3 protein-coding genes are annotated in these 23511 nt (G+C 72.8%); all 3 read left to right on the top strand.

All coding sequences use genetic code 11. The features are described from left to right. The first annotated feature begins 591 nt into the window (after window positions 1-591). From ACSHXC_RS41250 to ACSHXC_RS41240, 3 genes are read left to right on the top strand one after another with little or no spacing between them, the layout of a single operon-like run. A complete protein-coding gene (locus ACSHXC_RS41250) occupies window positions 592-15402 on the top strand; it encodes an amino acid adenylation domain-containing protein (protein ID WP_438297294.1) in 14811 nt (4936 codons plus the stop codon). Beyond that, a complete protein-coding gene (locus ACSHXC_RS41245) occupies window positions 15399-22496 on the top strand; it encodes an amino acid adenylation domain-containing protein (RefSeq protein WP_438297292.1) in 7098 nt (2365 codons plus the stop codon). The genes ACSHXC_RS41250 and ACSHXC_RS41245 overlap by 4 nt, the downstream gene beginning before the upstream one ends. Then, a complete protein-coding gene (locus ACSHXC_RS41240; protein ID WP_438297291.1) occupies window positions 22497-23501 on the top strand; it encodes a 3-oxoacyl-[acyl-carrier-protein] synthase III C-terminal domain-containing protein in 1005 nt (334 codons plus the stop codon). The last annotated feature ends 10 nt before the right edge of the window (window positions 23502-23511 follow it).

Here is a 23511-nt window from a genome sequence, read left to right as displayed (position 1 = left end):
CCGGGCAAGGAACGTAAACAAGCTGCTTATTTCACACAGCTGTTGACCGCACCTTCCACGGAGCCCGCGGTCTCCGGGCAAGAAGAATTCGCCTATCAATCGATAGCGTAAGCCAGTCCGGGGCGGGGTTGATATAGAAGTCCTTGAGGGCTCCTAAAGGGATAGGGTCGTGGGGGCCGCCGGTGAACGGTGTGGATTCGTTCGTGATTTTCGGCCATTTCGGCGCGGGGTTTATGGCTGAAAATCAACCGGGGGCTTCTCGTGAAAGGCGACCGCCCCTATGTGGGGGGCGCGGTGGGCCGGGCCAACCGGGATACCCGCCGACCTGCGGTTGTGTCCGATAAGCCGCAGCCCAGTGCTGTTGCGTGATCGCCGGAATCTCGCCTCGGCGATGCGGAGAAAATCCCTGCGCGGCAATAGTCCGAGCCGGTTCTCCGCTTGAGATGCACTGTAGAGCAGTCGGAGGAAAAGAGCTGTCGGGCGGGCCGTCCGTCATGGTGATGGGGGTTCCCGTCGCCTGTTCCGGCAGTTCTCGCCGCGCAGGGGGCGTATTGCGTTCCACCCCCCAACCCGATGGGAGTGCGGTTTTCCGTGACTACCTTTCTGTATCCCGGTTCGGGCGAGCCGGGAATCCTTCCGCGCTCCGGCGGAGCGGTGGCATTCCGCCTCGACGACGAACTCGTGTGCTCGGTCGAGGAGACGGCCGGCCGGCTGGGCGCGACGGCTCCCCTGGTGCTGAGGGCGGCGTTCGTGGTGCTGCTGCACCGGCTGGGCGGGGCTGACGGCCTGGCGATGGGACTGCCGGTGGCGGGGCGTCCAGGGACAGGTGACGAGGGCGCGGCGGGGACGCCGTGGCTCCTTGCCGATGCCTTGGCGTCATTGACGGAGCTGGTGAAGGACGATCCGCCGTTCACGGTGCTGGTCCGGCGGGTCCGGGATCGGGCCGGGAGCATGGACGACGGCCCGCAGTGCCTTCCCTCCGATGTGTCCCGCCTCCTTTCCGGCCGCTCAGGACAGGGTGTCGCCGGCACGCCGCAGTACGCCGGTGACCGGTTCGACCAGGAGGCGGCGGAGGCGGTCGCGGAGCAGTTCGTGCGGGTCGTGCGACAGGTGGCGGCCGAGCCCGGTCGGCGGATCGGGACGGTGGCGGTGTCGCTGGCGGCGGTGGGACGGCATGAACTGGAGGTGTGGGAGCGGCAGTATCCGGGGCTCGTGGAGGTGTGGCCGCTGACAGCGCTCCAGGAGGGGCTGCTGTTCCACACGGTGCTCGACGACTCGTCGCGGGACGCCTATCAGATGCAGTTCGTCCTCCACCTGCGGGGGCGGGTCGACGCTGCGCGGATGCGGGCGGCCGGCCAGGCGCTCCTCAACCGGCACGCTCATGCGCGCACGGCTTTTGCGGCGGGCGCCGACGGGGAGCCGGTGCAGGTGGTGGTGGGCGGCGTGGAGCTCCCCTGGCGCGAGGCGGATCTGGCGGGAGAGGCTGAGGCCACGGAGGCGTTCGAGGCCCTCCTGGCCGAGGACCTGGGCCACCGCTTCGACCCGGCCGTGCCGCCGCTGTTGCGGATGGCCCTGGTGAGGACCGGGGACGAGCGCTCCGAGCTGGTTCTGACGGCTCATCACCTGCTGTTCGACGGCGGGTCGTTCCCGCTGATCGTACGGGACCTGTTGCGACTGTACGGGGCCGATGGGGACGCCTCGGCGCTGCCGCGGGTTCCCGAGTACCGAGACTTCGTGCGGTGGCTGTCCGGGCAGGACCGGGACGCCGCGGCCCGCGTGTGGGCCGAGGAGCTGGCGGGGGTGGAGGAGCCGACCCTGCTGGCCCCGGTCGTCGGATCCGGCGGTGACGGGGCGGAGCCGCAGGACGGCGGGCTTGGTGAGGCAGAGGTGGCTCTGACCGAGCAGACGGCAGGCGAACTCTCAAGGCGGGCAGCCGAGTTGGGCGTCACCGTGGGCACCCTGGTGCAGGGAGCCTGGGCGCTGCTGCTGGGCGGGCTGACCGGACAGAAGGACGTCGTTTTCGGCGCGACCGTGCCCGGGCGTCCGGCCGAGGTGCCCGGCGTGGACGCGATGGCCGGGCTCTTCGTCAACACGCTTCCGGTACGGGCGCGGCTCGCGCCCACCGACACCGTGGCGGATCTGCTGCGCGGGATGCAACAGCGGCAGGAGGCCCTCGCCGGCCACTACTGCGGCCTTGCCGACATTCACCGGGCGACCGGCACGAACCTCCTGTTCGACACCCTGGTGACGTCCGAGACGTTCACGGTGGACCACCTGGACCACCTGGACCACCTGGACGGCGGCGGCGCGGGCATCGAGGTCGCCGGTGTCCGGGCGTTCGCCGGCACCCACTACCCGCTGACGGTGACCGTCGCCGCCGGACCGCGTCTCCAGGTGGCTCTGCAGTACCGGCGCCAACTCCTCGACCCCGACGGCGCCGGGGCGCTCGCCGAGCGGCTCGCACGCGTCCTTCGCCGGATCGCTGCCGAGCCCGACGTGCCCCTGGCCCGCCTCGATCTGCTCGGCCCCGCCGAGCACGAGAGGCTGCTCAACCAGAACAACGACACCGCCGTCCCGGTCGAGGCCGCCACCGTCCCCGCGCTCTTCGAGCGGCGGGCCGCGGTGACGCCCGACGCGGTGACGCTGGTGTGCGGCGACGAGGCGCTGTCCTACCGGGAGCTGGACGCACGGGCGAACCGGCTGGCGCGCGAGCTGATCCGGCGTGGGGTGGAGACGGAGACGGTGGTGGCGGTGTCGCTGCCGCGCTCGCCCGACCTTGTGGTGGCGCTGCTGGCCGTCATGAAGGCCGGCGGCACCTATCTGCCGGTGGACTCGGCGTATCCCGCGGACCGGATCGCCTACATGCTCGCGGACTCCGCCGCCCTGATGGTCTTGGCGGACACGACGACCGCCGACCGGCTGCCCGAACTGGCGACGCCGGTCCTGCGACTGGACGCCGCGGACATCACCGCGACGCTGGCGCGGCTCGACCCCGCGCCGCTGACCGACGCCGACCGAAAGGGCCCGCTGTCCGTCGCGAACGCCGCGTACGTGATCTACACCTCGGGTTCGACCGGGCGGCCGAAGGGCGTGGCCGTCACCCACTTCGGACTGGCCGACCTGGTCGCGACCCAGCGGGCCCGGCTCGGTCTGACGGCCACGAGCCGCGTGCTGCAGTTCGCTTCGCCGAGTTTCGACGTCTCGGTCTACGAGGTGTGCATGGCGCTGTTCACGGACGCCACGCTGATCCTCGCCCCCCAGGACCGACTGGCCCCCGGCTCGCCGCTGATCGACACGATCGCCGCCCAGCGGGTGACCCATGTCTTCCTGCCGCCCGCGGTCCTCGGGGCGCTGCCGCCCGGCTCGCTGCCCGGCGTGACCTGCCTCGCGGTGGGCGGCGACGCGGCCACACCGGAACTCGTGACCGGTTGGTCCGAAGGCCGGGACATGGTCAACGCCTACGGACCGACCGAGACCACGGCGATCGTGACGTTCAGCGATCCGCTGACGGCCGACGGCCGCACACCGCCCATCGGCCGGCCGATCGCCAACACGCAGATGTACGTTCTGGACGACGCGCTGCGGCCGGTGCCGGCGGGGGTGCCCGGCGAGATGTACGTGGCGGGCGCGTCGCTCGCGCGCGGCTACCTCGGCCGGCCGGGCCTGACCGCCGGACGCTTCGTGGCCTGCCCGTTCGGTGCACCCGGCCGCCGGATGTACCGCACCGGCGACGTGGTCACCTGGACCCCCGACGGCCAGCTGGTCTTCCACGGGCGCGCCGACAACCAGGTCAAGATCCGCGGATTCCGCATCGAACTCGGCGAAGTCCAGGCAGTGTTGGGCTCGCACCCCGCAGTGGCTCAGGCGGTCGTCGTCTGCGCCGAGCACGACGGTGACCGGCGCCTGGTGGGCTACGTGGTGCCCGCCGACGGCCGCACCGGGCCGGCCTCCGCCGAGCTGCGCGCCTTCGTGGCCGAGCGGCTGCCGGAGTACATGGTGCCGTCGGCGGTGGTGCCGCTGGCCGAGGTGCCGTTGAACCCGAACGGAAAGCTGGACCGGCGCTCGCTGCCCGCTCCCGACTACGCGCGCGGCGCCGACGGGCGGGCTCCGCGGACAGGGCGGGAGCAGGTCCTGTGTGAGCTGTTCGCGGAGGTGCTCGGGGTGGAGAAGGTCGGCATCGACGACGACTTCTTCGATCTGGGCGGGCACTCACTGCTGGTCACGCGGCTGGTGAACCGGGTGCGTGCGGTGCTGGGGGTGGAGGTTCCCGCCCGGGTGGTGTTCGACTCGTCGACGGTGGCGCGGCTCGCGGAGTCCTTGCCGACGGGGGTGCGGTCGTCGCGCGCGGTGTTGCGGCGGGCCGAGGTGCGCCCGCAGCGGGTGCCGCTGTCGTACGCGCAGAGTCGCCTGTGGTTCCTGCACCGGTACGAGGGCCCTTCGGCCACCTACAACCTGCCGTACGTGCTGCCCCTGAGCGGTGAGCTGGACACGGAGGCGTTGGCGTCGGCGGTACGCGATGTGGTGGTGCGGCACGAGAGTCTGCGGACGCTGTTCAAGGCGGACGGCCGGGGCGTTGCCTGGCAGGTGGTGGTGCCGGGCGAGGACGTCGTGCTCGACGTGCCGGTGCGGGAGGTGGCCCCCGATGCGGTGAGTGCCGCGGTGGCGGCGGAGGCCGGGTACCGCTTCGATCTGTCGGTGGAGATTCCGGTGCGGGCGTGTGTGCTGCGGTGTGGTGCGGATGAGCACGTACTGGTGTTGTTGCTGCATCACATCGCGGCGGACGGTGAGTCGATGGCTCCGTTGGCCCGTGATCTGGGCGCGGCGTATGCGGCACGCCTGCGTGGTCAGGCGCCCGAGTGGGCCGGTCTGCCGGTCCAGTATGCGGACTACACGCTGTGGCAGCGGGAGCTGCTGGGGGAGGAGGGGGATCCGGGGAGTCTGCTGGCCGGTCAACTGGCGTACTGGCGGGGGGAGTTGGCGGGTGTTCCGCAGCCGCTGGGGCTGCCGCTGGACCGGCCGCGGCCGCCGGTGCCCAGTCATCGGGGGGACACGGTGGGCTTCACGATCGGGCCGGAGGTTCTGGCGGCGGTCGAGGGTGTGGCGCGGGCGCAGGGCGCGACCGTGCCGATGGTGCTGCAGTCCGCGCTGGCGGTGCTGCTGCATCTGATGGGTGGTGGCGATGATGTGACTGTGGGTGCGCCGGTCGCGGGGCGTACTGATGAGGGGCTGGCCGATCTGGTGGGGTTCTTCGTCAATACGTGGGTGCTGCGGGCGAACCTGTCGGGCAATCCGTCGTTCGAGTCCCTGGTGCGTCAGGTGCGGGACAAGGCGGTGAGTGCCTACGACCACCAGGACGTGCCCTTCGAGCGGCTCGTCGAGTCACTCAACCCCGAACGCTCCACCGCCCACCACCCCCTGTTCCAGGTGATGTTCGCCTGGCAGACCATCGCCCACGAGGACCTCGAACCGGCCGGTCTCAAGGCCCGGTTCGCCCCCGTCCCGACCGCGACCGCCAAGTTCGACCTGCTGTTCAGCATGGTCGACACACCGGGGCAGGGCGTCTCGGGTGAGGTCGAGTACGCCACCGACCTGTTCGACCGGGGTACGGCCGAGGCCCTCGCGGCACGGTTCGTACAGGTGGTGCGGCAGGTGGCGGCCGACCCCAACGCGCGGGTCGCGGCGCTGGATGTGCTGGAGGCGGGGGAGCGGCGGCGGCTGCTGTACGACCTCAACGACACGGGCGTGGCCACCCCGGACCTGACCCTTCCCGCGCTCTTCGAGCGGCAGGCGGCCGCCACACCGGACGCGGTCGCGGTCGTGTGCGGTGAAGTGACCTGGACCTATGCGGAGTTGAACGCCCGCGCCAACCGGATCGCGCGGGAACTCGTACGACACGGCGCAGGACCGGAGCAGCTGGTGGGGCTCGCCCTGCCGCGCTCGGCCGACCTGGTCGCCGGGCTGCTCGGCATCCTGAAGTCCGGCGCCGGCCATCTGCCCATCGACCCGCGCTATCCCAGCCGCCGCCTCGGCTTCGTCCTGTCCGACGCACGCCCGCAGTGCATCCTGACCGACTCCGCGACGCAGGGCGTCCTGCCGCAGGACGACGGCCGGGCGGTCCGGCTGCTCCTGGACGAGCTGGACCTCGCCGACGGCGACGGCACGGACCTGCGGGACGAGGAACGGACGGCCGCGCTGTCGCCCCGCAACCTCGCCTACGTGATGTACACCTCGGGCTCCACCGGGACCCCGAAGGGCGTCGCGATCACCCATCACGGCGTCGTGAACGGGGTACTGCGCCTCGCGCCCGCGACCGGGGTCACGGCCGGGTCGCGGATCCTCGCCGGGACGTCGGTCGCCTTCGACGTCTCGGTGTTCGAGATCGTCACCGCACTGTCGGCCGGCGGCTCGGTCGAGGTGGTCCGGGACGTCCTGGAGCTCGCCGAGCGGGACAGCTGGACCGGTGCCGTGATCAGTACCGTGCCGTCGGTCTTCGCGGAGCTCCTCGACGAGATCGCCGACCGCGTGCAGGTGGACACCCTGGTCTTCGCGGGCGAGGCACTGCCCGCCGCACTCGTGGCGCGCGTGCGGGCCGCCCTGCCCGGCGTGCGGGTGGTCAACACCTATGGGCAGAGCGAGAGTTTCTACGCGACCGCGGCCGAGCCCGACGACGGATGCGGTGCCACGGGCAGCGCGCCGATCGGCAGGCCGCTGGGGAACATGCGTGCCTATGTGCTGGGGCCGGGGCTCGCCCCCGTCGCGCCGGGCGTGGTCGGCGAATTGTACGTCGCGGGTGCGGTGGGCCGCGGCTACCACGGGCGGCCCGCGCTCACTGCCGGACGATTCGTGGCGGACCCCTTCGGGCCCGCCGGGGCACGGATGTACCGCACCGGCGATCTGGCCCGCTGGACCGGCGCGGGGCAACTGGAGTACGCGGGCCGCGCCGACGCACAGCTGAAGGTCCGCGGGCTGCGCATCGAACCCGGTGAGGTCGAGGCCGCTCTGACCGCCCACCCCGGCGTGGCGCAAGCCGCGGTGGCCGTCCGCGAGGGGAGGGGGGCCCACCGGCAGCTCGTCGGATACCTGGTTCCCGTGCACCACGCCGGCGCGGGCGCCGACGACATCGACCTCGCCGGCGGTGTGTCGGTGGGCGAGGTCCGCCGGTTCGCGGCGGACCGGCTGCCCGAGTTCATGGTCCCGGCCGTGTTCGTGGTCCTGGACCGGCTGCCGCTGGCGCCCAACGGGAAGCTGGACCGGGCGGCCCTGCCCGAGCCCGAGTCCGGCGACAGCCGGTACCGCGCGCCGCAGTCCCCGACGGAGAAGATCCTGGCCACCGTGTATGCCGAGGTGCTCGGCGTGGACCGCGTCGGCACCGACGACGACTTCTTCACCGTGGGCGGGGACAGTATCCGCTCGATCCAGGTGGTGTCCCGGGCCCGGGCCCGTGGCGTGGAGGTCAGCCCGCGCCAGATCTTCCAGGCCCGCACGGTGGCCGCTCTCGCCCGGCTCGCCCCGGCCCACCGGCAGCCCGCCGCGGGCGCGGTGCTCGAAGAGTTCGACGGCGGTGGCGTGGGCCGGATGCCGCTGCCGCCGATCGACCTGCAGCTGCGCGAACTCGGCGGCAGCTGGGCCCGGTTCGCCATGTCGGCCCTGGTGGAGCTGCCGGACGGCATCGACGGAGCAGGGCTGACCGCCACCCTGAGCGCGGTCCTCGACCGCCACGACATCCTGCGGTCGCGGCTGGAGGAGCACCCTGACGGGGACCTGCTGGTCGACCCGCCGGGCTCGGTGGATACGGCGGCGCTGATCCGCCGCGTCCCGTGCGACGGCCACTGGGACGCGCGGTGGCGGCGGACGGCCGCGACGGAACTGGACGCCGCGACAGCGCGGTTGGACCCGGATGCCGGGGTGATGGTCCAGGCCGTGTGGTTCGACCCGGCGGCGGGCAGCGGCACGGGCCGCCTCCTGCTGGTCCTGCACCACCTGGTGGTGGACGGGGTGTCGTGGCGCATCCTGCTGCCGGACCTCGCCGCCGCATGGGCCCAGGTCCGTGCGGGCCGCACCCCGGCCCTGCCGGAGGTGACGACCTCGATGCGGCGCTGGACGCACGCCCTTCGGGCGGAGGCGGCCGCCGAGGACAGGGTTGCCGAGCTGCCGCTGTGGCAGTCGATCCTGGACGGACCCGACCCGGTCCTCGGCTCCCGGCGGCTCGACCCCGCCGTGGACCGCATGCCCACGGTGGACACCGTGCGGGTGCGGCTTGAGACACCGGTCACCGAAGCACTGCTGACCACGCTGCCCGCGGCGTTCCGCTGCGGCGTCCAGGACGGCCTGCTCGCAGCCCTCGCGGCGGCCGTCGCCCGCCGGCGCGGGGCCCGAGGAGGCGACGCGCCGTCCGTACTCATGGGCGTCGAAGGGCACGGCCGCGAGGAGAACGCCGTGCCGGGGGCGGACCTGTCCCGCACGGTCGGCTGGTTCACCAGCCTGTTCCCGGTGCGCCTCGACACCGCCGGGTGCGACCTCGACGAGGTGCTGGCCGGTGGACCGGCCGCCGGAGAACTGATCAAGACCGTCAAGGAACAGCTCCTGGCGATCCCGGACCACGGCATCGGCTTCGGACTGCTGCGCCACCTGAACCCGCGGACCGCAGCGGAGCTGAGGCAGTACCCCGCACCGCAGATCGAACTCAACTACCTCGGCCGCTTCTCCCCGGCCGACATGCCGCAGGACCTGCGCGGCCTCGGCTTCCACCAGAGCGCTGAGACCGTCGAACCGGCCGCGGCCGACGCCGAGTTGCCCGCACCGGCCGTGCTGCACATCGATGCGCAGGCCACCGACACCGCGCGGGGACCGGTCCTGGAGGCGGTGCTCTCCTTCCCCACCGGTGCGCTGGCACGCGAGGAGGCGCTGGAGCTGGCAGAGCTGTGGCGCCAGGCCCTGGAAGGCTTGGCCCGGCACGCCGCCGCGCCCGGCGCGGGCGGGCTCACGCCCTCGGACGTGCCGCTGGTGGCGGTGGCCCGGCGCGACCTCGAACAGTGGGAACGCACCTACCGCGGCCTCGCGGACGTGTGGCCGCTCACCCCTCTCCAGTCCGGCCTGGTCTTCCACGCGCTGCTCGCCGACGCGTCGTTCGACGCCTACCACATGCAGTTGGTGTTCCATCTGCGCGGGCGGGTGGACCCGGAGCGGATGCGCGTGGCCGGACAGGCCCTCCTGAACCGGTACGCCAACCTGCGGGCGGCCTTCGTGCCCGGCGCCAGCGGGGACCCGGTGCAGCTGGTGTCCCAGGACGTGGAGCTGCCGTGGCGGCACATCGACGCAACGGACCTGGGCGAGGCCGCTCGCGCCGCGGCCGTCGAGCACTACCTGGCCGAGGACCTGGGCAACCGCTTCGACCCGGCTGTGCCGCCGCTGCTGCGGATGGCCCTGGTGAGCTTGGGCGCGGACCGCTGTGAACTCGTCCTCACCGCGCACCACCTGCTGTTCGACGGCTGGTCCTTCCCACTGATCATCCAGGACCTGTTGCGACTGTACGGGGCCGATGGGGACGCCTCGGCGCTGCCGCGGGCACCCGAATACCGCGACTTCCTGCGCTGGCTGACGCATCAGGACCAGGAAGCGACTGCGCGCGCCTGGGCCGGGGAACTCGACGGCGTGGACGGGCCGACCCTGCTGGCGGCCTCCGGTACCGCCGCACCCGAGCGGCCCGAGGCGGAGGACGCCCGCTACGGGCAGGTCGAAGTGCCGCTGCCCACGGACACCGCCCGGGAGCTGGCCCGGCGGGCGGCCGAACTCGGCATCACCCTCAACACCCTGGTGCAGGGTGCCTGGGCGGTGCTGCTCGCCGGCCTCACCGGACGCCAGGACGTCGTGTTCGGCGCCACGGTGTCCGGGCGCCCGGCCGCGCTGCCCGAGGTGGACACGATGGTCGGCCTCTTCGCCAACACCCTGCCGGTACGGGTGCGGTGCGCCCCCGCGGCCCCCCTCGCCCGGCTCCTCACCGACCTGCAGCACCGCCAGGCCGCACTCCTCGACCACCACCACTACGGCCTGACGGGGATGCACCGGGCCACCGGCACGAGCGTGCTGTTCGACACGCTCGTGGCGTTCGACTCCTACCCCGTGGACCGGATGGGCCTCAGCGAGGCACACGACGCCGCGGGCATCACGGTCACCGGCCTGCGCCCGCTGTCCAGCACGCACTACGCGCTGACCGTGAACGCCGCACTCGACCCTCATCTACGGCTGACGCTGCAGTACCAGCCGAAGGCACTCGACCGTGCGACGGTCCGGCGGATCGCCGACCGGTTCAAGGCGGTGCTCGCGCAACTCGCCGCGGACCCCCACCAGTTGGCAGGTCAGGTGGCTGTCCTGGCCGCGGACGAGCGGGAGCTGGTGTTGCGCGGCTTCAACGACACCGCGACCCACACCCCCGACGTCACGATCCCCGGCCTCATCGAGCAGCAGGTGGAGCACACCCCGCAGGCGATCGCCGTCGAGCACGGCGATGTCACCCTGACCTACCGGGACCTCGATGCGCGTGCCAACCGGCTCGCCCGCCACCTGATCGCCCGGGGAGTCGGCCCGGAGACCGTCGTGGGCCTGTCGCTGCCGCGCTCGGCGGACCTCGTGGTCGCGCTCCTCGCCGTCCTCAAGGCGGGTGGCGCCTACCTGCCGATCGACCCGCGCTTCCCGAGCGCGCGCCTTGCGCACATCCTGGCCGATGCGCGCCCGGTACTGCTGCTCACCGACGCCGACACCCTCGACACGCTGCCGCAGCCGGGCGTGCCGCACCTCCTGCTCGACGAGCCGGGGTGGACGGACGGCGACGCCACGCGGCCCGAGGTCATGCTGCGGGGCGACAACGCGGCGTACGTGATGTACACCTCTGGCTCGGCTGGCGTCCCCAAGGGCGTCGCGGTCACCCACGCCAACGTCGTCAACGGCGTGCTCCGGCTCGCCGAGCGCACCGGCATCACCCAGGGCACCCGCACGCTGGCCGGCACGTCGATCAACTTCGACGTCTCCGTCTTCGAGACCGTCACCACCCTCGCCCACGGCGGCACCCTGGAGGTCGCCCGCGACGTGCTCGCCATCAGTGAGCGCGGCGGCTGGAGCGGCGGCGTCGTCTCCACCGTGCCGTCGGTCTTCGCCGAGCTGCTCGACCAGAGCGGCGGCCCCCTCGCCGCCGACACGGTGGTGTTCGCCGGTGAGGCGTTGCCCGCGGCCCTGGTGCGGCGGGTACGCGAAGCCGTCCCCGGCATCCGCGTCGTCAACGCCTACGGTCAGACCGAGTCGTTCTACGCCACCGCCCACACCCTCGAACCCGGCGACGAGCCCGCGGGCAGCACCCCGATCGGCTCGCCGCTCGGCAACATGCGCGCCTACGTCCTCGGCCCGGGACTCCAGCCGGTGCCGGTCGGCGTCGCCGGCGAGCTGTACGTCGCGGGCAACGTCAGCCGCGGCTACCACGGGCGCCCGGGCCTGACGGCCGAGCGGTTCGTGGCCGACCCGTTCGCCGCCGAGCCCGGCGCGCGCATGTACCGCACCGGCGATCTGGCGTGCTGGAACGAGAGGGGGCAGCTGGAGTACCTCGGCCGCGGCGACTCCCAGCTGAAGATCCGCGGCTTCCGCGTCGAGCCCGGTGAGATCGAGGCGGCCCTGACGGCCCACCCGGGCGTCGCCCAGGCCGTCGTGCTGGCCCATGACGCCCACGGCGCACGGCAGTTGGCCGCCTACGTGGTGCCCGTCGAGGGCGAGAGCGGGCCGGCCCCGGCAGAGCTGCGTGCCTTCCTCGCCGGGCGGCTCCCCGGCTACATGGTCCCCGCCGCCTTCGTGCTTCTCGACCGCCTCCCCGTCGCCCCCAACGGCAAGCTCGACCACCGGGCCCTGCCGGCCCCCGAGCTGACCAGCGCCTCCCCCTACCGGGCCCCGCGCACCGGTCAGGAGGAGCTCCTGGCCGACCTGTTCGCGGAGGTGCTCGGGGTGGAGAAGGTCGGCATCGACGACGACTTCTTCGATCTGGGCGGGCACTCACTGCTGGTCACGCGGCTGGTGAACCGGGTGCGTGCGGTGCTGGGGGTGGAGGTTCCGGTTCGGACGGTGTTCGAGTCGGCGACCGTGGCGCGGCTGGTGGAGTGCCAGGGCCTGGGGGCCCGGTCGTCGCGTCCGGCGCTGCGCCGGACGCAGACGCGGCCGGAGCGGGTACCGCTGTCGTTCGCACAGCACCGGCTGAAGTTCCTCGACGAGCTTGAGCCGCTGCCCACCTACCACCTCCCGTTCGTGGTCCGCCTCAGCGGTGAACTGGACGTGAGCGCACTGTCGTTGGCGGTACGCGATGTGGTGGTGCGGCACGAGAGTCTGCGGACGCTGTTCGTGACGGACGACAAGGGTGTCGCGGCGCAGGTGGTGGTGCCGGCCGGTGACGTCGTGCTCACGGTGCCCGTACGGGAAGTGGCGCCGGGCGAGGTGAGTGCCGCGGTGTCCCGGGAGGTGGCCCGCCGCTTCGATCTGTCGGTGGAGATTCCGGTGCGGGCGTGTGTGCTGCGGTGTGGTGCGGATGAGCACGTACTGGTGTTGTTGCTGCATCACATCGCGGCGGACGGTGAGTCGATGGCTCCGTTGGCCCGTGATCTGGGCGCGGCGTATGCGGCACGCCTGCGTGGTCAGGCGCCCGAGTGGGCCGGTCTGCCGGTCCAGTATGCGGACTACACGCTGTGGCAGCGGGAGCTGCTGGGGGAGGAGGGGGATCCGGGGAGTCTGCTGGCCGGTCAACTGGCGTACTGGCGGGGGGAGTTGGCGGGTGTTCCGCAGCCGCTGGGGCTGCCGCTGGACCGGCCGCGGCCGCCGGTGCCCAGTCATCGGGGGGACACGGTGGGCTTCACGATCGGGCCGGAGGTTCTGGCGGCGGTCGAGGGTGTGGCGCGGGCGCAGGGCGCGACCGTGCCGATGGTGCTGCAGTCCGCGCTGGTGGTGCTGCTGCATCTGATGGGTGGTGGCGATGATGTGACTGTGGGTGCGCCGGTCGCGGGGCGTACTGATGAGGGGCTGGCCGATCTGGTGGGGTTCTTCGTCAATACGTGGGTGCTGCGGGCGAACCTGTCGGGCAATCCGTCGTTCGAGTCCCTGGTGCGTCAGGTGCGGGACAAGGCGGTGAGTGCCTATGACCATCAGGACGTGCCCTTCGAGCGGCTCGTCGAGTCGCTCAACCCCGAACGCTCCACCGCCCACCACCCCCTGTTCCAGGTGGCGTTCTCCTGGCAGGGCGGCGCGGGCAGCCTCGAACTGCCCGGTCTGAGAGCCGTCCCCGAACCGGTCGTGACCGGGACCGCGAAGTTCGACCTGCTCTTCCACGTCGAAGAGCCGGGCATGGAGGCGCGGCAGGAACTGTCCGGGCTCGTCGAGTACGCCACCGACCTGTTCGACCGCGGCACGGCGGAGAGCCTGACGGCCGGATTCGTACGCCTGGTGACGGAATTGACGGCCGCGCCGCGAAAGCGGCTCGACACCGTGGACGCGCTGGCGCCCGCCGAGCGGGACCGACTGGTCCGGGGGATCAACGACACCGCCGTGGCCACACCGCAGGTGACGGTCCCCGAGCTCTTCGAACGGCGGGCCGCTGCCGTGCCGGACGCGGTCGCGGTGGTGAGCGGCGGGGAATCGCTGACCTACCGTGAGCTGAACGCGCGCGCCAACCGGCTCGCCCGCGAGCTGGTGCGGCGCGGGGTGGGCCGGGAGTCGGCGGTGGCCGTGGCCGTGCCGCGCTCGCCGGAGTACGTCGTGGCGGTCCTCGCCGTCCTGAAGGCCGGCGGCGCGTATGTGCCGCTGGCCCACGACCACCCGGCGGAGCGCGTGGAGTTCATGCTGCGTGACGCGCGCCCCGCGCTGCTCGTGACCACCTCCGCCGTGGCGGCCGACGTGCCCCGGGGCACCTGCCCCCGGCTGCTCGTCGACGACCCCGCAACGGCCGCGGCCGTATCCGCCCAGCCGGGCGGCGACCTGCCCGATGAGGGAAGCCCGGACCGGTTGGCGTACGTCATCTACACCTCGGGCTCGACGGGGGTGCCCAAGGGAGCCGGGGTGAGCCACCGGGCCCTGGTGGACCTCGCGGCCGACCGGCAGTGGCCCGGCGGCGCCCACGAGCGGGTCCTGATGCACTCGGCGCCCACGTTCGACATCTCGGGCTACGAAATGTGGGTGCCGCTCCTGAACGGCGGCCGGATCGTGGTGGCGCCCCCGGGGCGGCTGGACGTCAACGCGCTCGCCACGGTCATGGCCGAGCAGCGGGTGAGCGCGCTGTGCATGTCCGCGGGGCTCTTCGCGGTGATCGCCGACGAGCGCCCGGAGAGCTTCGCAGGGGTGCGCGAGGTGCTGACCGGCGGCGAGGCGGTACCCGCGGCGGCTGTGGCGCGGGTGCTCCGAGCCTGCCCGGGCGTCACGGTCGTCAATGCCTACGGGCCGACGGAAGCGACGGTGTTCGCCACCTGCCACCGGATCACGGCCGCCGACCGGGTCGGTGCGGTGGTCCCGGTGGGGCGGCCCATGGACAACACACGCGTGTACGTCCTGGACGACCTGCTGCGGCCCGTCCCGCCGGGCGTGGAGGGCGAGTTGTACCTGGCGGGTTCGGGTCTGGCGCGGGGCTATGTGCACCGTCCGGGCCTCACGGCGGAGCGGTTCGTGGCCTGCCCGTTCGGTGACCGGCCGGGGGCGCGGATGTACCGCACCGGGGACGTGGTGACGTGGACGAAGGACGGTGAGCTGGTGTTCAGGGCACGCGCCGACGACCAGGTGAAGATCCGAGGGTTCCGGGTGGAGCCCGGCGAGGTGGAGGCGGCCCTGGCGGCCCATCCGCGGGTGGCCCGGGCGGCGGTGGTCGCCCGGCAGAGCCCGGGCGGCGCCGGGGGGCAGCAGCTGGTGGCCTATGTGGTCCCGGCCGACGAGCCCGCCCCCACGGCGTCCTTCGGCTCCGGGGCCGAGGAACTGCGCGCGCATCTGGCGCGGCGCCTGCCGGACCACATGGTGCCGTCCGTCTTCGTGGAGCTCGACGCCCTGCCGCTCACCCGGCACGGCAAGGTGGACCGCCACGCCCTGCCGGACCCCCGAGGCCCCGAGGCCCGGCCCGAGGCCGCCGTGGTCCGGCCGCGCACGGCCACCGAGCGCGCGGTCGCCGCGATCTGGGCGGAGCTGCTCGACCGCGACGAGATCGACGTACACGAGAAGTTCTTCGACGCCGGCGGGACCTCGCTCTCCCTCCTTGCACTGAGTAGCCGACTGGCCGAACTCGCCCGGCATCCCGTGCCGTTGGGCGCTCTCTTCGAGCACACCACGGTCGAGGCGATGGCCCGGCTCATTGACGACGGGCCCGCCCGCGAAACCACTGATGAATTGGGGTACGAGCTGTGACGAATCCGAGCCTTTCCGAGCAGGAGGCCGTGGCGATCATCGGTGTCGCCCTCGCCCTCCCCGATGCCTACGACCTCGATGCCCTGCACCACAACCTGCTCGTCGGGCGGGCCAGTGTGCGGGCGCCGGGCAAGGAGCGGGTGCACTACGCCGGGGCGCCCACGGACGTCGACTACCTCAAGATGGGCTACCTGAACCGGATCGACCTGTTCGACCACCGGTTCTTCGGGCTCTCGCTGCGCGAGGCGGAGTTGATGGACCCGCACCAGCGGATGACCGCACAACTCGCCCACCAGGCCATCGAGAACGCCTGCTACGCGCCCGGCGACCTGAAGGGCTCCAACACCGCGGTCGTCCTCAGCGCGCCCGAACCCCACTACGCGAGCCTGTACACCGACAGCGACCCGCAGCAGATCCTCGGCGCGCACCCCTCCGCGGTGGCGGCACGGATCTCCTACCTGTTCGACCTCACCGGCCCCGCGCTGGCCCTGGACACCGCGTGCAGCAGCAGCCTCACCGCGATCACCGTCGCCGTGGACAAGCTGCGCAACGGGCAGTCGGACCTGGCGATCGCGGGCGGGCTCAGCATCTACCCGGTGATGGTGCCCGAGCGCGACCGCGTGGCCATGGCCGGACTGGAGTCCCCCGAGGGGGTGTGCCGTCCCTTCGACGCCCGGGCAGACGGTTCCACCGGCGGCGAAGGCGGCGGACTCGTCCTCCTCAAGCGCCTGGGCGACGCACTGGCCGACGGGGACCACATCCACGGCGTACTGAGGGGCATAGCCCTCAACCACAACGGTTTCCGTGCCACGAGCATGAGCGCGCCGAGCGCCCGCGGACAGGCCGAAGTGATCGCCGAAGCCTGGCGGCAGGCCGGTACGGCCCCGCTCGACTACATCGAGGCCCACGGCTCGGGCACGCGGCTCGGCGACGTCATCGAGGCCGAGGGGCTGCGCCAGGCCTTCGCCGACGCGGGCCTGACCGACCCGTGCGGGATCAGCGGGATCAAGGGCAACATCGGCCATCTCAACCACGCCGCCGGAGTCGCCGGCCTCTTCAAGGTCCTCGCCGGGCTGCGGCACGGCACCCGCTACCCGAACCCCAACTTCGAGACGTCCAACCCGCTCATCGACTTCACCGGCCCTGTCCACGTCGACGAGGCCGCGACGGCCTGGGAACGCACGGCCGGCCGCACCCGCAGGGCGGGCCTGAGCTCCTTCGGACTGACCGGAACCAACGTGCACGCCGTCGTCGAGGAGCCGCCCGCCGTGGCACCCGCCGAGGAGCCGGGCGAACAGGCACCCGAACTGGTCACCCTCTCCGCGAAGTCACCCGGGGCCCTCACCGCCTACGCTCAGCGCCTCGCTGACTTCCTGGACCGCACCGGACACCAACTCCCCTCCGTGGCGCATGCGTTGAACCGGGGTCGCGACGACCACCCGTACCGCTGGGCCGCGACCGCGCGCGACAACCAGGAACTGGCCGCCCTGCTGCGCGCGGCACGTCCCGGCGGGCGGGAGCCGTCGGCCGCGGCGCCCCTGGTGCTCCTGCTCTCCGGTGACGGCGAACTCGGCGACGAGACGTGGGAGGGCCTGCGCACGGCCTTCCCGGAGCTCGCCGACGCCGACGGCACGGCTGACACCTCGCCCGGCGCCCGGCTGCACGCCCGGCAGCGCGCGGGCTACGAGCTGGCGCGTTCCTTGGGCCTGACCGAGACGCGGCTGGTCGGTTCCGGCATCGGCAACCTCGTGGTGCGGAGCATCCAGAACCCGGCGACGGCGGAGCAGGCGCGGCGCAAGGCGGCGGATGCCCCGATCACCAGCACGGTCGACGAGGCCGGGCTGCGCCGCGCGGTGGGCAGCCTCGCCGAAGAGGGCGCCGTCCTCGTCGAGCTGGCCGCGGACGGCACCCTGGCGCGGGAGATCTCCCGGGTCGCCCCGGAGCTCGCGGTCGTACGCCTCTTCGCGGATCCCTCGCGTGAGGGCGTGCTCGGCGCGCTCGCCAGGCTCTACGCACTCGGCGTGGACCTCGACTGGAGCCGGTACTACGCCGACAGGAGCCTGCGGCGCATCGAGGTGCCGACGTACCCGTTCGACGCCGACGAGGTGTCCTGCTGGTGCCGTCCGCCGGGCGCTCCGCTGGACGCGCACCCGGCCGGCGCGGCCGGGGCCGAGCGGCCCGGGGCACCGGGCCGGCAGAGTGAACGGGCAGACACCGAACGGCAGTTGGCCGCGATCTGGGCCGGCGTCCTCAAGGCCGAAGGCGTCGGTCCGGACTCCAACTACTTCCAGCTCGGCGGCACGTCGATCGCGGGCATCACGGTCCTGCGGCAGGCCCAGGAGCAGTTCGGCGTGCACCTGACCTTCTCCGACCTGCACCAGTACCCCACACTGCGCGAACTGGCCACGCGCATCGACGTCCTGCGCGCCGCGGACACGGAGCGGGACGACTGGACGATCACGCCGATACCGCGCCCCGGCCGGCTGCCGCTCTCCTTCAACCAGGAGCAGTTGTGGTACCTGGACCGGCTGAAACCGGGCACCGCGCTGTACAACATCCCCACCAACCTGCGCTACGTCGGCGACTTCGACCTGGAGGCGTACCGGGGAGCGCTGCGCGATGTGACGGACCGGCACGAGATCCTGCGCACCCGCATCCTCGACGAGGAGGGCCGGCCCTACGCGCTCGACGAGGTGCCCGAGCCGCAGCTGACGTTCCTCGACCTCGCGGCGCTGCCCGACGACCGGCGCACCGCGGAACTGTCGCGGGCGATGACGGACGAGGCGACGGCGCCCTTCGACCTCGCGCGCGGACCGCTGTTCCGCACCGTGGTCATCAAGATCGGCGAGTGGGACCACGTGGTCCTGCACACCTGGCACCACATCGTCTTCGACGGCTGGACACCCGCCGTCTTCTTCGGCGAGCTCTCCGCCTGTTACACGGCCCGGCGCGGCGGACCCCCGGCCCGGCTGCCCGGACTGTCCGTCCAGTACGCGGACTTCGCGGCCTGGCAGCGCGAGTGGCTGGACGAGGAGCGCACGGCACGCGGCCTGGAGTTCTGGCGCGCGCAGCTGAGCGGCCTCGACCTCCCCGAGCTGCCGCTCGACCACCCCCGCCCGGCCGTGCAGTCCTTCCGGGGCGACTCCGTGAAGTTCGGGCTCGACCCGGAAGTCGCGGCGCAGCTGCGCGCCTTCAGCGTGCGCGAGAGCACGACGAGCTTCGTCACCATGCTCGCGGTGATCGACGCGGTCCTGCACCTGTGGGCGGGCCACCGCGACGTGGTGGTGGGCGCGGCGACCACCGGCCGTTTCAACCCCGTGACGCACGGCCTGATCGGCTACTTCAACAACCTCCTGCCGTTCCGCACGAAGGTCGACCCGGGGCTGAGCTTCCGCGAGCTGGTGGCCCGGTGCGCGACCACCGCCACCGGGGTGCTCGACCACGAGGAGATCCCGTTCGCCAAGATCGTCGCCGACGCGGACCACCGCGACCCCTCGCGGCATCCGGTGTTCACGGTCTGCTACACCCACCAGAACACCGCCACGGCCTCCCTCGACCTGCCGGGCCTCACCACCGAGAGCGTCGGGGAAGAACTCTCCGGGGTCTCCGGAGTCGCCCCGGGAACCGCCAAGTTCGACCTCACCTTCGGCCTGTACGACCAGGACGGCGGTCCGATGGACGGCTACCTGGAGTACGCGGTCGACCTGTTCGAGCCCGCCACCGCACGCCGCCTGGTCGACCTCTTCCAGTTCGTCGCCGCGGCCGCGATGAACGAGCCGGACCGGCCCCTTGAGGAGCTCGTCCGGGGCCGCGAAGAGCCGACCGTCCACGACGGCGAGCCGGCGGTCCACGACAGCGGGTCGGCGCTCCTCGTCGGCGAGCGGCGGGACTGGTCCGACATGCGTCTGGTGAGCGAGGTCTTCCAGGAGCACGCCGCGCGGCGCCCGGACGAGACCGCCGTCGTCGACGGTGCAGGCGACCACACGTACCGGGACATCGACCGCAGGGCGAACCGGGTGGCGCGGCGACTGGCCGAGCACGGCGTCGGCCCGGACAGCGTCGTCCCGGTGCTCGCGGAGCGCGGCGCCGACCTGGTGGTCGGCTGGCTCGCCGTCCAGAAGGCCGGCGGCGCCTTCGCCACCATCGACCCGGCCGTGCCGGAGCAGCGGATCCGGAGCATCCTGGTGGGGCTCACCGTTCCCGTGACCCTGGTCGGTGCGGGTGCGGGTGCGGGTGCGGGTGCGGGTGCGGGCGCAGTGGCCGAGGGCCTCGCAGGCCCAGTCGTCCGGATCGCCGATGTTGATGCCGACGGCGACGGCGACGGCGACGGCGACGGACATGGACATGGACATGGACATGGACATGTTGGTGCCGACGCCGCGCCGGCGCAGCGGGCGGGCGCGGCCAACCTGGCCTATGTCTCGCACACGTCGGGCTCGACCGGGCACCCGCTCGGCTGCGAGACGGAGCACCGCAGCCTGATCAACCTGCTGCACTGGTGGGGCGAGGAGACGGGACTCGGCGCCGGCGACCGCATCGCGCAGCTGGCCGCGCCCGGCTTCGACCTGGCCGTGCTCGAAGTCATGTCCGCCCTCTACTACGGCGCGACCCTGTGCTTCGTGCAGGACACCCTGCAGACCCCGGAGAACCTCCTCAAGGAGCTGGCCGAGCACCGCATCACCGTGGCCGGCATGCCGACGCCGCTCGCCGAGCTGGTGCTCTCCGACTTCCCCGAGGTGCCCGGCCTCGTCCTGAGGTCGCTGCTCACGGGCGGCGACCTCCTGCGGGTACGGCCGCCGCGCAAGGCGCCGTTCGCACTGCTCAACGTCTACGGACCGACGGAGTGCGTGGTGTGCGCCACCGCGGGCCGGGTGGCCGAGGCCGGGGCCGGGGCCGCCGCGCTCCCGGACATCGGGCGGCCGCTCCCCAACGCCCGGGTGTACCTGCTGGACGGGCGGGGCCGCCCGGTGGCGCGCGGCGAGCGCGGCGAGGTCTACCTCGGCGGGGTCAACGTCGGCCGCGGCTACCACGGCAGGCCGGGCCTGACCGCGACCCGGTTCGTCGCCGACCCCTTCTGCGACGAGCCCGGTGCCCGCATGTACCGCACCGGCGACCTGGCCCTGGTCCGCCGCGACGGGACCCTGGAGTTCCAGGGGCGCGCCGACGACCAGCTGGAGCTGCGCGGGCACCGGGTGGAGCCGGCCGAGATCGAGCGCACCCTGATGCGGCATCCGCAGGTGCGGGAGGCGCTCGTCCTCGCCGAGCAACAGCCCTCCGGTGCCCCGCTCCTGGTGGCCCACATCGCCGGAGAACAGCTGCCCGACGAGACCGAGCTGACGGCATGGGTGGCTCGTGAGCTGCCCGCCTACATGGTGCCCGGCCGCGTGCTGCGCCATGACGACCTGCCCAAGACGAGCAACGGAAAGCTCGACCGCAACAGGATGAGGGAGACAGAGATGTCCGACCACGCCAGCATGAGCGAGTTGACGGCGGTGACGACGACCATGATGCCGGGCGTTGTCGTCGACGAGGCCGGGCGCGAGGCCGAGCGGGTCCTCGGCCGGATCTGGGCCGATCTGCTCGGCGTCGCGCGGGTGGCGCCGGGCGACAACTTCTTCCAGATCGGCGGTGACTCCATGCTGAGCGTGGGCGTCGCCTCGCGCGCCGAGCGGGCGGGGCTGCGCCTGACCCCGCACGACGTGCTGAGCCACCCGACCCTGCGTGAGCTCGCTGCCGTCGCCGCCAAGGTCTCCGCTCCCGCGCCGGAGCCCGTCGCGGCCGTATCCGCACCCGTGCTGGAGCCGGTACCCCCGAGCCCGCTGGTGCAGGCCATGCTCGCCGAGTCCGGGTACGCCGCACGGGACTTCGTGCTCCCCGTGATCCTGGAGACGGCCGGGGGCATCCGGGCCGACGCGGTGCGTGCGGCGTTCGAGCGTCTGGTCGAGAACCAGGAGCCGCTGCGCTACCGCTTCCGCCACAACAGCCTCGGCTGGCGCATCGAGTGCGCCGAGCGCGAGAACGCCCCGTTCGTGGACGCCAGGCTGCTGCCGCCACTGGACGAGGAGCAGCTGCAGGCCCAGCTGGCGGCCGACCTGGACGAACTCCTGGAGGGCATCGACCTCGGCCGGGGCCCGCTGCTGCGGGCCAGGTTCTACGACCGCGGCGGCGACCTGCCCGGCGTGATCCTCTTCGTCATCCACCACTTCGTCTACGACGCCCTGTCGTTCGTGCCGCTGATCGAGGACCTGAACGCGGCGTTCACAGGCGCCCCGGCCGTCCCGCGCCGGGCCGCCTGGCGGGAGTGGACCCAGCAGCTGCGTGCGATGTCCGCGTCCGACGAGGTGGCCGGTGAACTCCCCTACTGGAAGGGGATCCTGAGCGCGGGAGCCGGTCTGGAGCCGGTGCCCGAGAACGGCACGGCCGACGCGCCGCCGAGTCTGGTGCGCCGTACCGTCGCCGGCCGCCCCGCGCCGCAGCTGTCCGACAGCGGCCCCTCCGGGCAGCAGGCCGCGATGGCCGCGGTCGCAGTGGCCTGGTCCCGGTGGCGCGGCACGCCCGATGCCTACCTGAGCACCCTGGGCATGGGGGCCGCGCCGAACGCGCTGTGGCACGGCGACCGGAGCGCGTCCTTCGGCTGGTTCACCCACCTGTTCCCGGCCTTCCTCAAGGTCGCGCCGGGGGCCGCGGTCGCCGAGGTCCTGCCGGTCGCCGGCGCGGCGCTCTCGGTTCCCAACGACGGCATCGGGTACGGCGTCCTGCGCCATCTCAGCCCGCACACCTGCGAGGTGGCACAGCTGCGCGCGCTGGCGGAGCCGCCGGTCATCGTCGAGCACCTGGCCAACGCCAACAACGGGCTCGCCAAGCTGAGCGGCGACGCGGTCCGGATGCGGTCGATGGCCCTGTCGGTTCTGCCGGACTCGCTGCTCGCCCAGGTACCGATCGTGGTCGAGAGCCACGTCATCGGCGGGGTGCTCGAACTCGGGGTGGTCTCCCGCGGTTCGGTGGCCGATGCCGACATGGAGGCCTTCGCCGACCACCTGGTCGAGGCGTTCGCCGAGCTCGCCGCCGCCCAGGACGCGGACGGGGTGCGCTGAATGGCGCCGACGACGGCCCTCAGGGCCATGGCCTTCCACCAGCCGGACGGCGTGCTGCGCGTCGCGGAGCTGCCGGGCCTCGACCAGCTCGGTGCGACCGAGCGGGAGAGCTGTGCGCAGCTCGGCATCGACGAAGTCCGCGCGGACGGTTCGCTGTCCGCGTTCGATCTCGCGGCCGGGGCCGCCCGCCGGGCCCTGGCGGAGGCCCGGCTCCCGGCGGCCGACATCGGCGCGCTGATCCTGGTCGACGCCCGGGCCCCGGAAACGCTGATGAGTTCCTCGGCCACCCGGCTCCAGGCGCTGCTGGGGGCGGAGGAAGCGGTGACGTTCTCCGTGGGCGGTCTCGGCTGCGTCTCCCTCACCCCGGCCCTGCTCGCGGCCCGCGGACTGTTAGCGGCCGACCGGGAGATGGACAACGTCCTGGTGGTACACGGCAGCAAGCCGCCGACGCCGCTGCGCTACCGGCACCCGGTGACCGTCAGCGGCGACGGCGGTGCGGCAGCCGTGGTATCCCGCCGAGGGCCGGTCCGGATCCTCGACATCCTCCAGGAGACCCACGGCGCCTACTGGGACCTCTTCCGCGTCGACTTCCGGGACCGGCCCACCGCCCAATGGCGCGAGGAGTGCCGCGACATCCCCGACTACTCCTTCCGGCTGGCCGTGGAGACCCGCAACCGGCTGTGCGCGCTGTACCGGCGTCTCCTCGAACGCAACGGCCTCGAACCGCGGGACATCTCCTGCCACCTCAGCCACAACCTGTCCGCCGGAGCCTTCCGGTTCACCGAGGAGGCACTCGACATCAAGATCAGTACGGCGTGCTTCGACAACCTCCGGCAGTACGGGCACCTCGGCCCGAACGACGTCCTGCTGAACCTCCACACGGAGCTCGAACGCGGCGGCCTCGCGGACGGACAACGGGCGGTGCTGCTCAGCGCCAGCCCGGTTGCCGCGTGGAGTCTGCTGCTCGTCGAGATCGGTGACGGGGCCGGGACCCACTATTTGTGAGGGACACCGG

Source organism: Streptomyces sp. HUAS TT7, assembly GCF_051550175.1.
GTDB lineage: Bacteria > Actinomycetota > Actinomycetes > Streptomycetales > Streptomycetaceae > Streptomyces.
This window is presented reverse-complemented; position numbering and strand designations above follow the sequence as displayed.

Excerpts from the sequence above, each read along its gene's own strand:
- ACSHXC_RS41240 (WP_438297291.1), top strand. The coding sequence starts at position 22,497 with ATGGCGCCGACGACGGCCCTCAGGGCCATGGCCTTCCACCAGCCGGAC.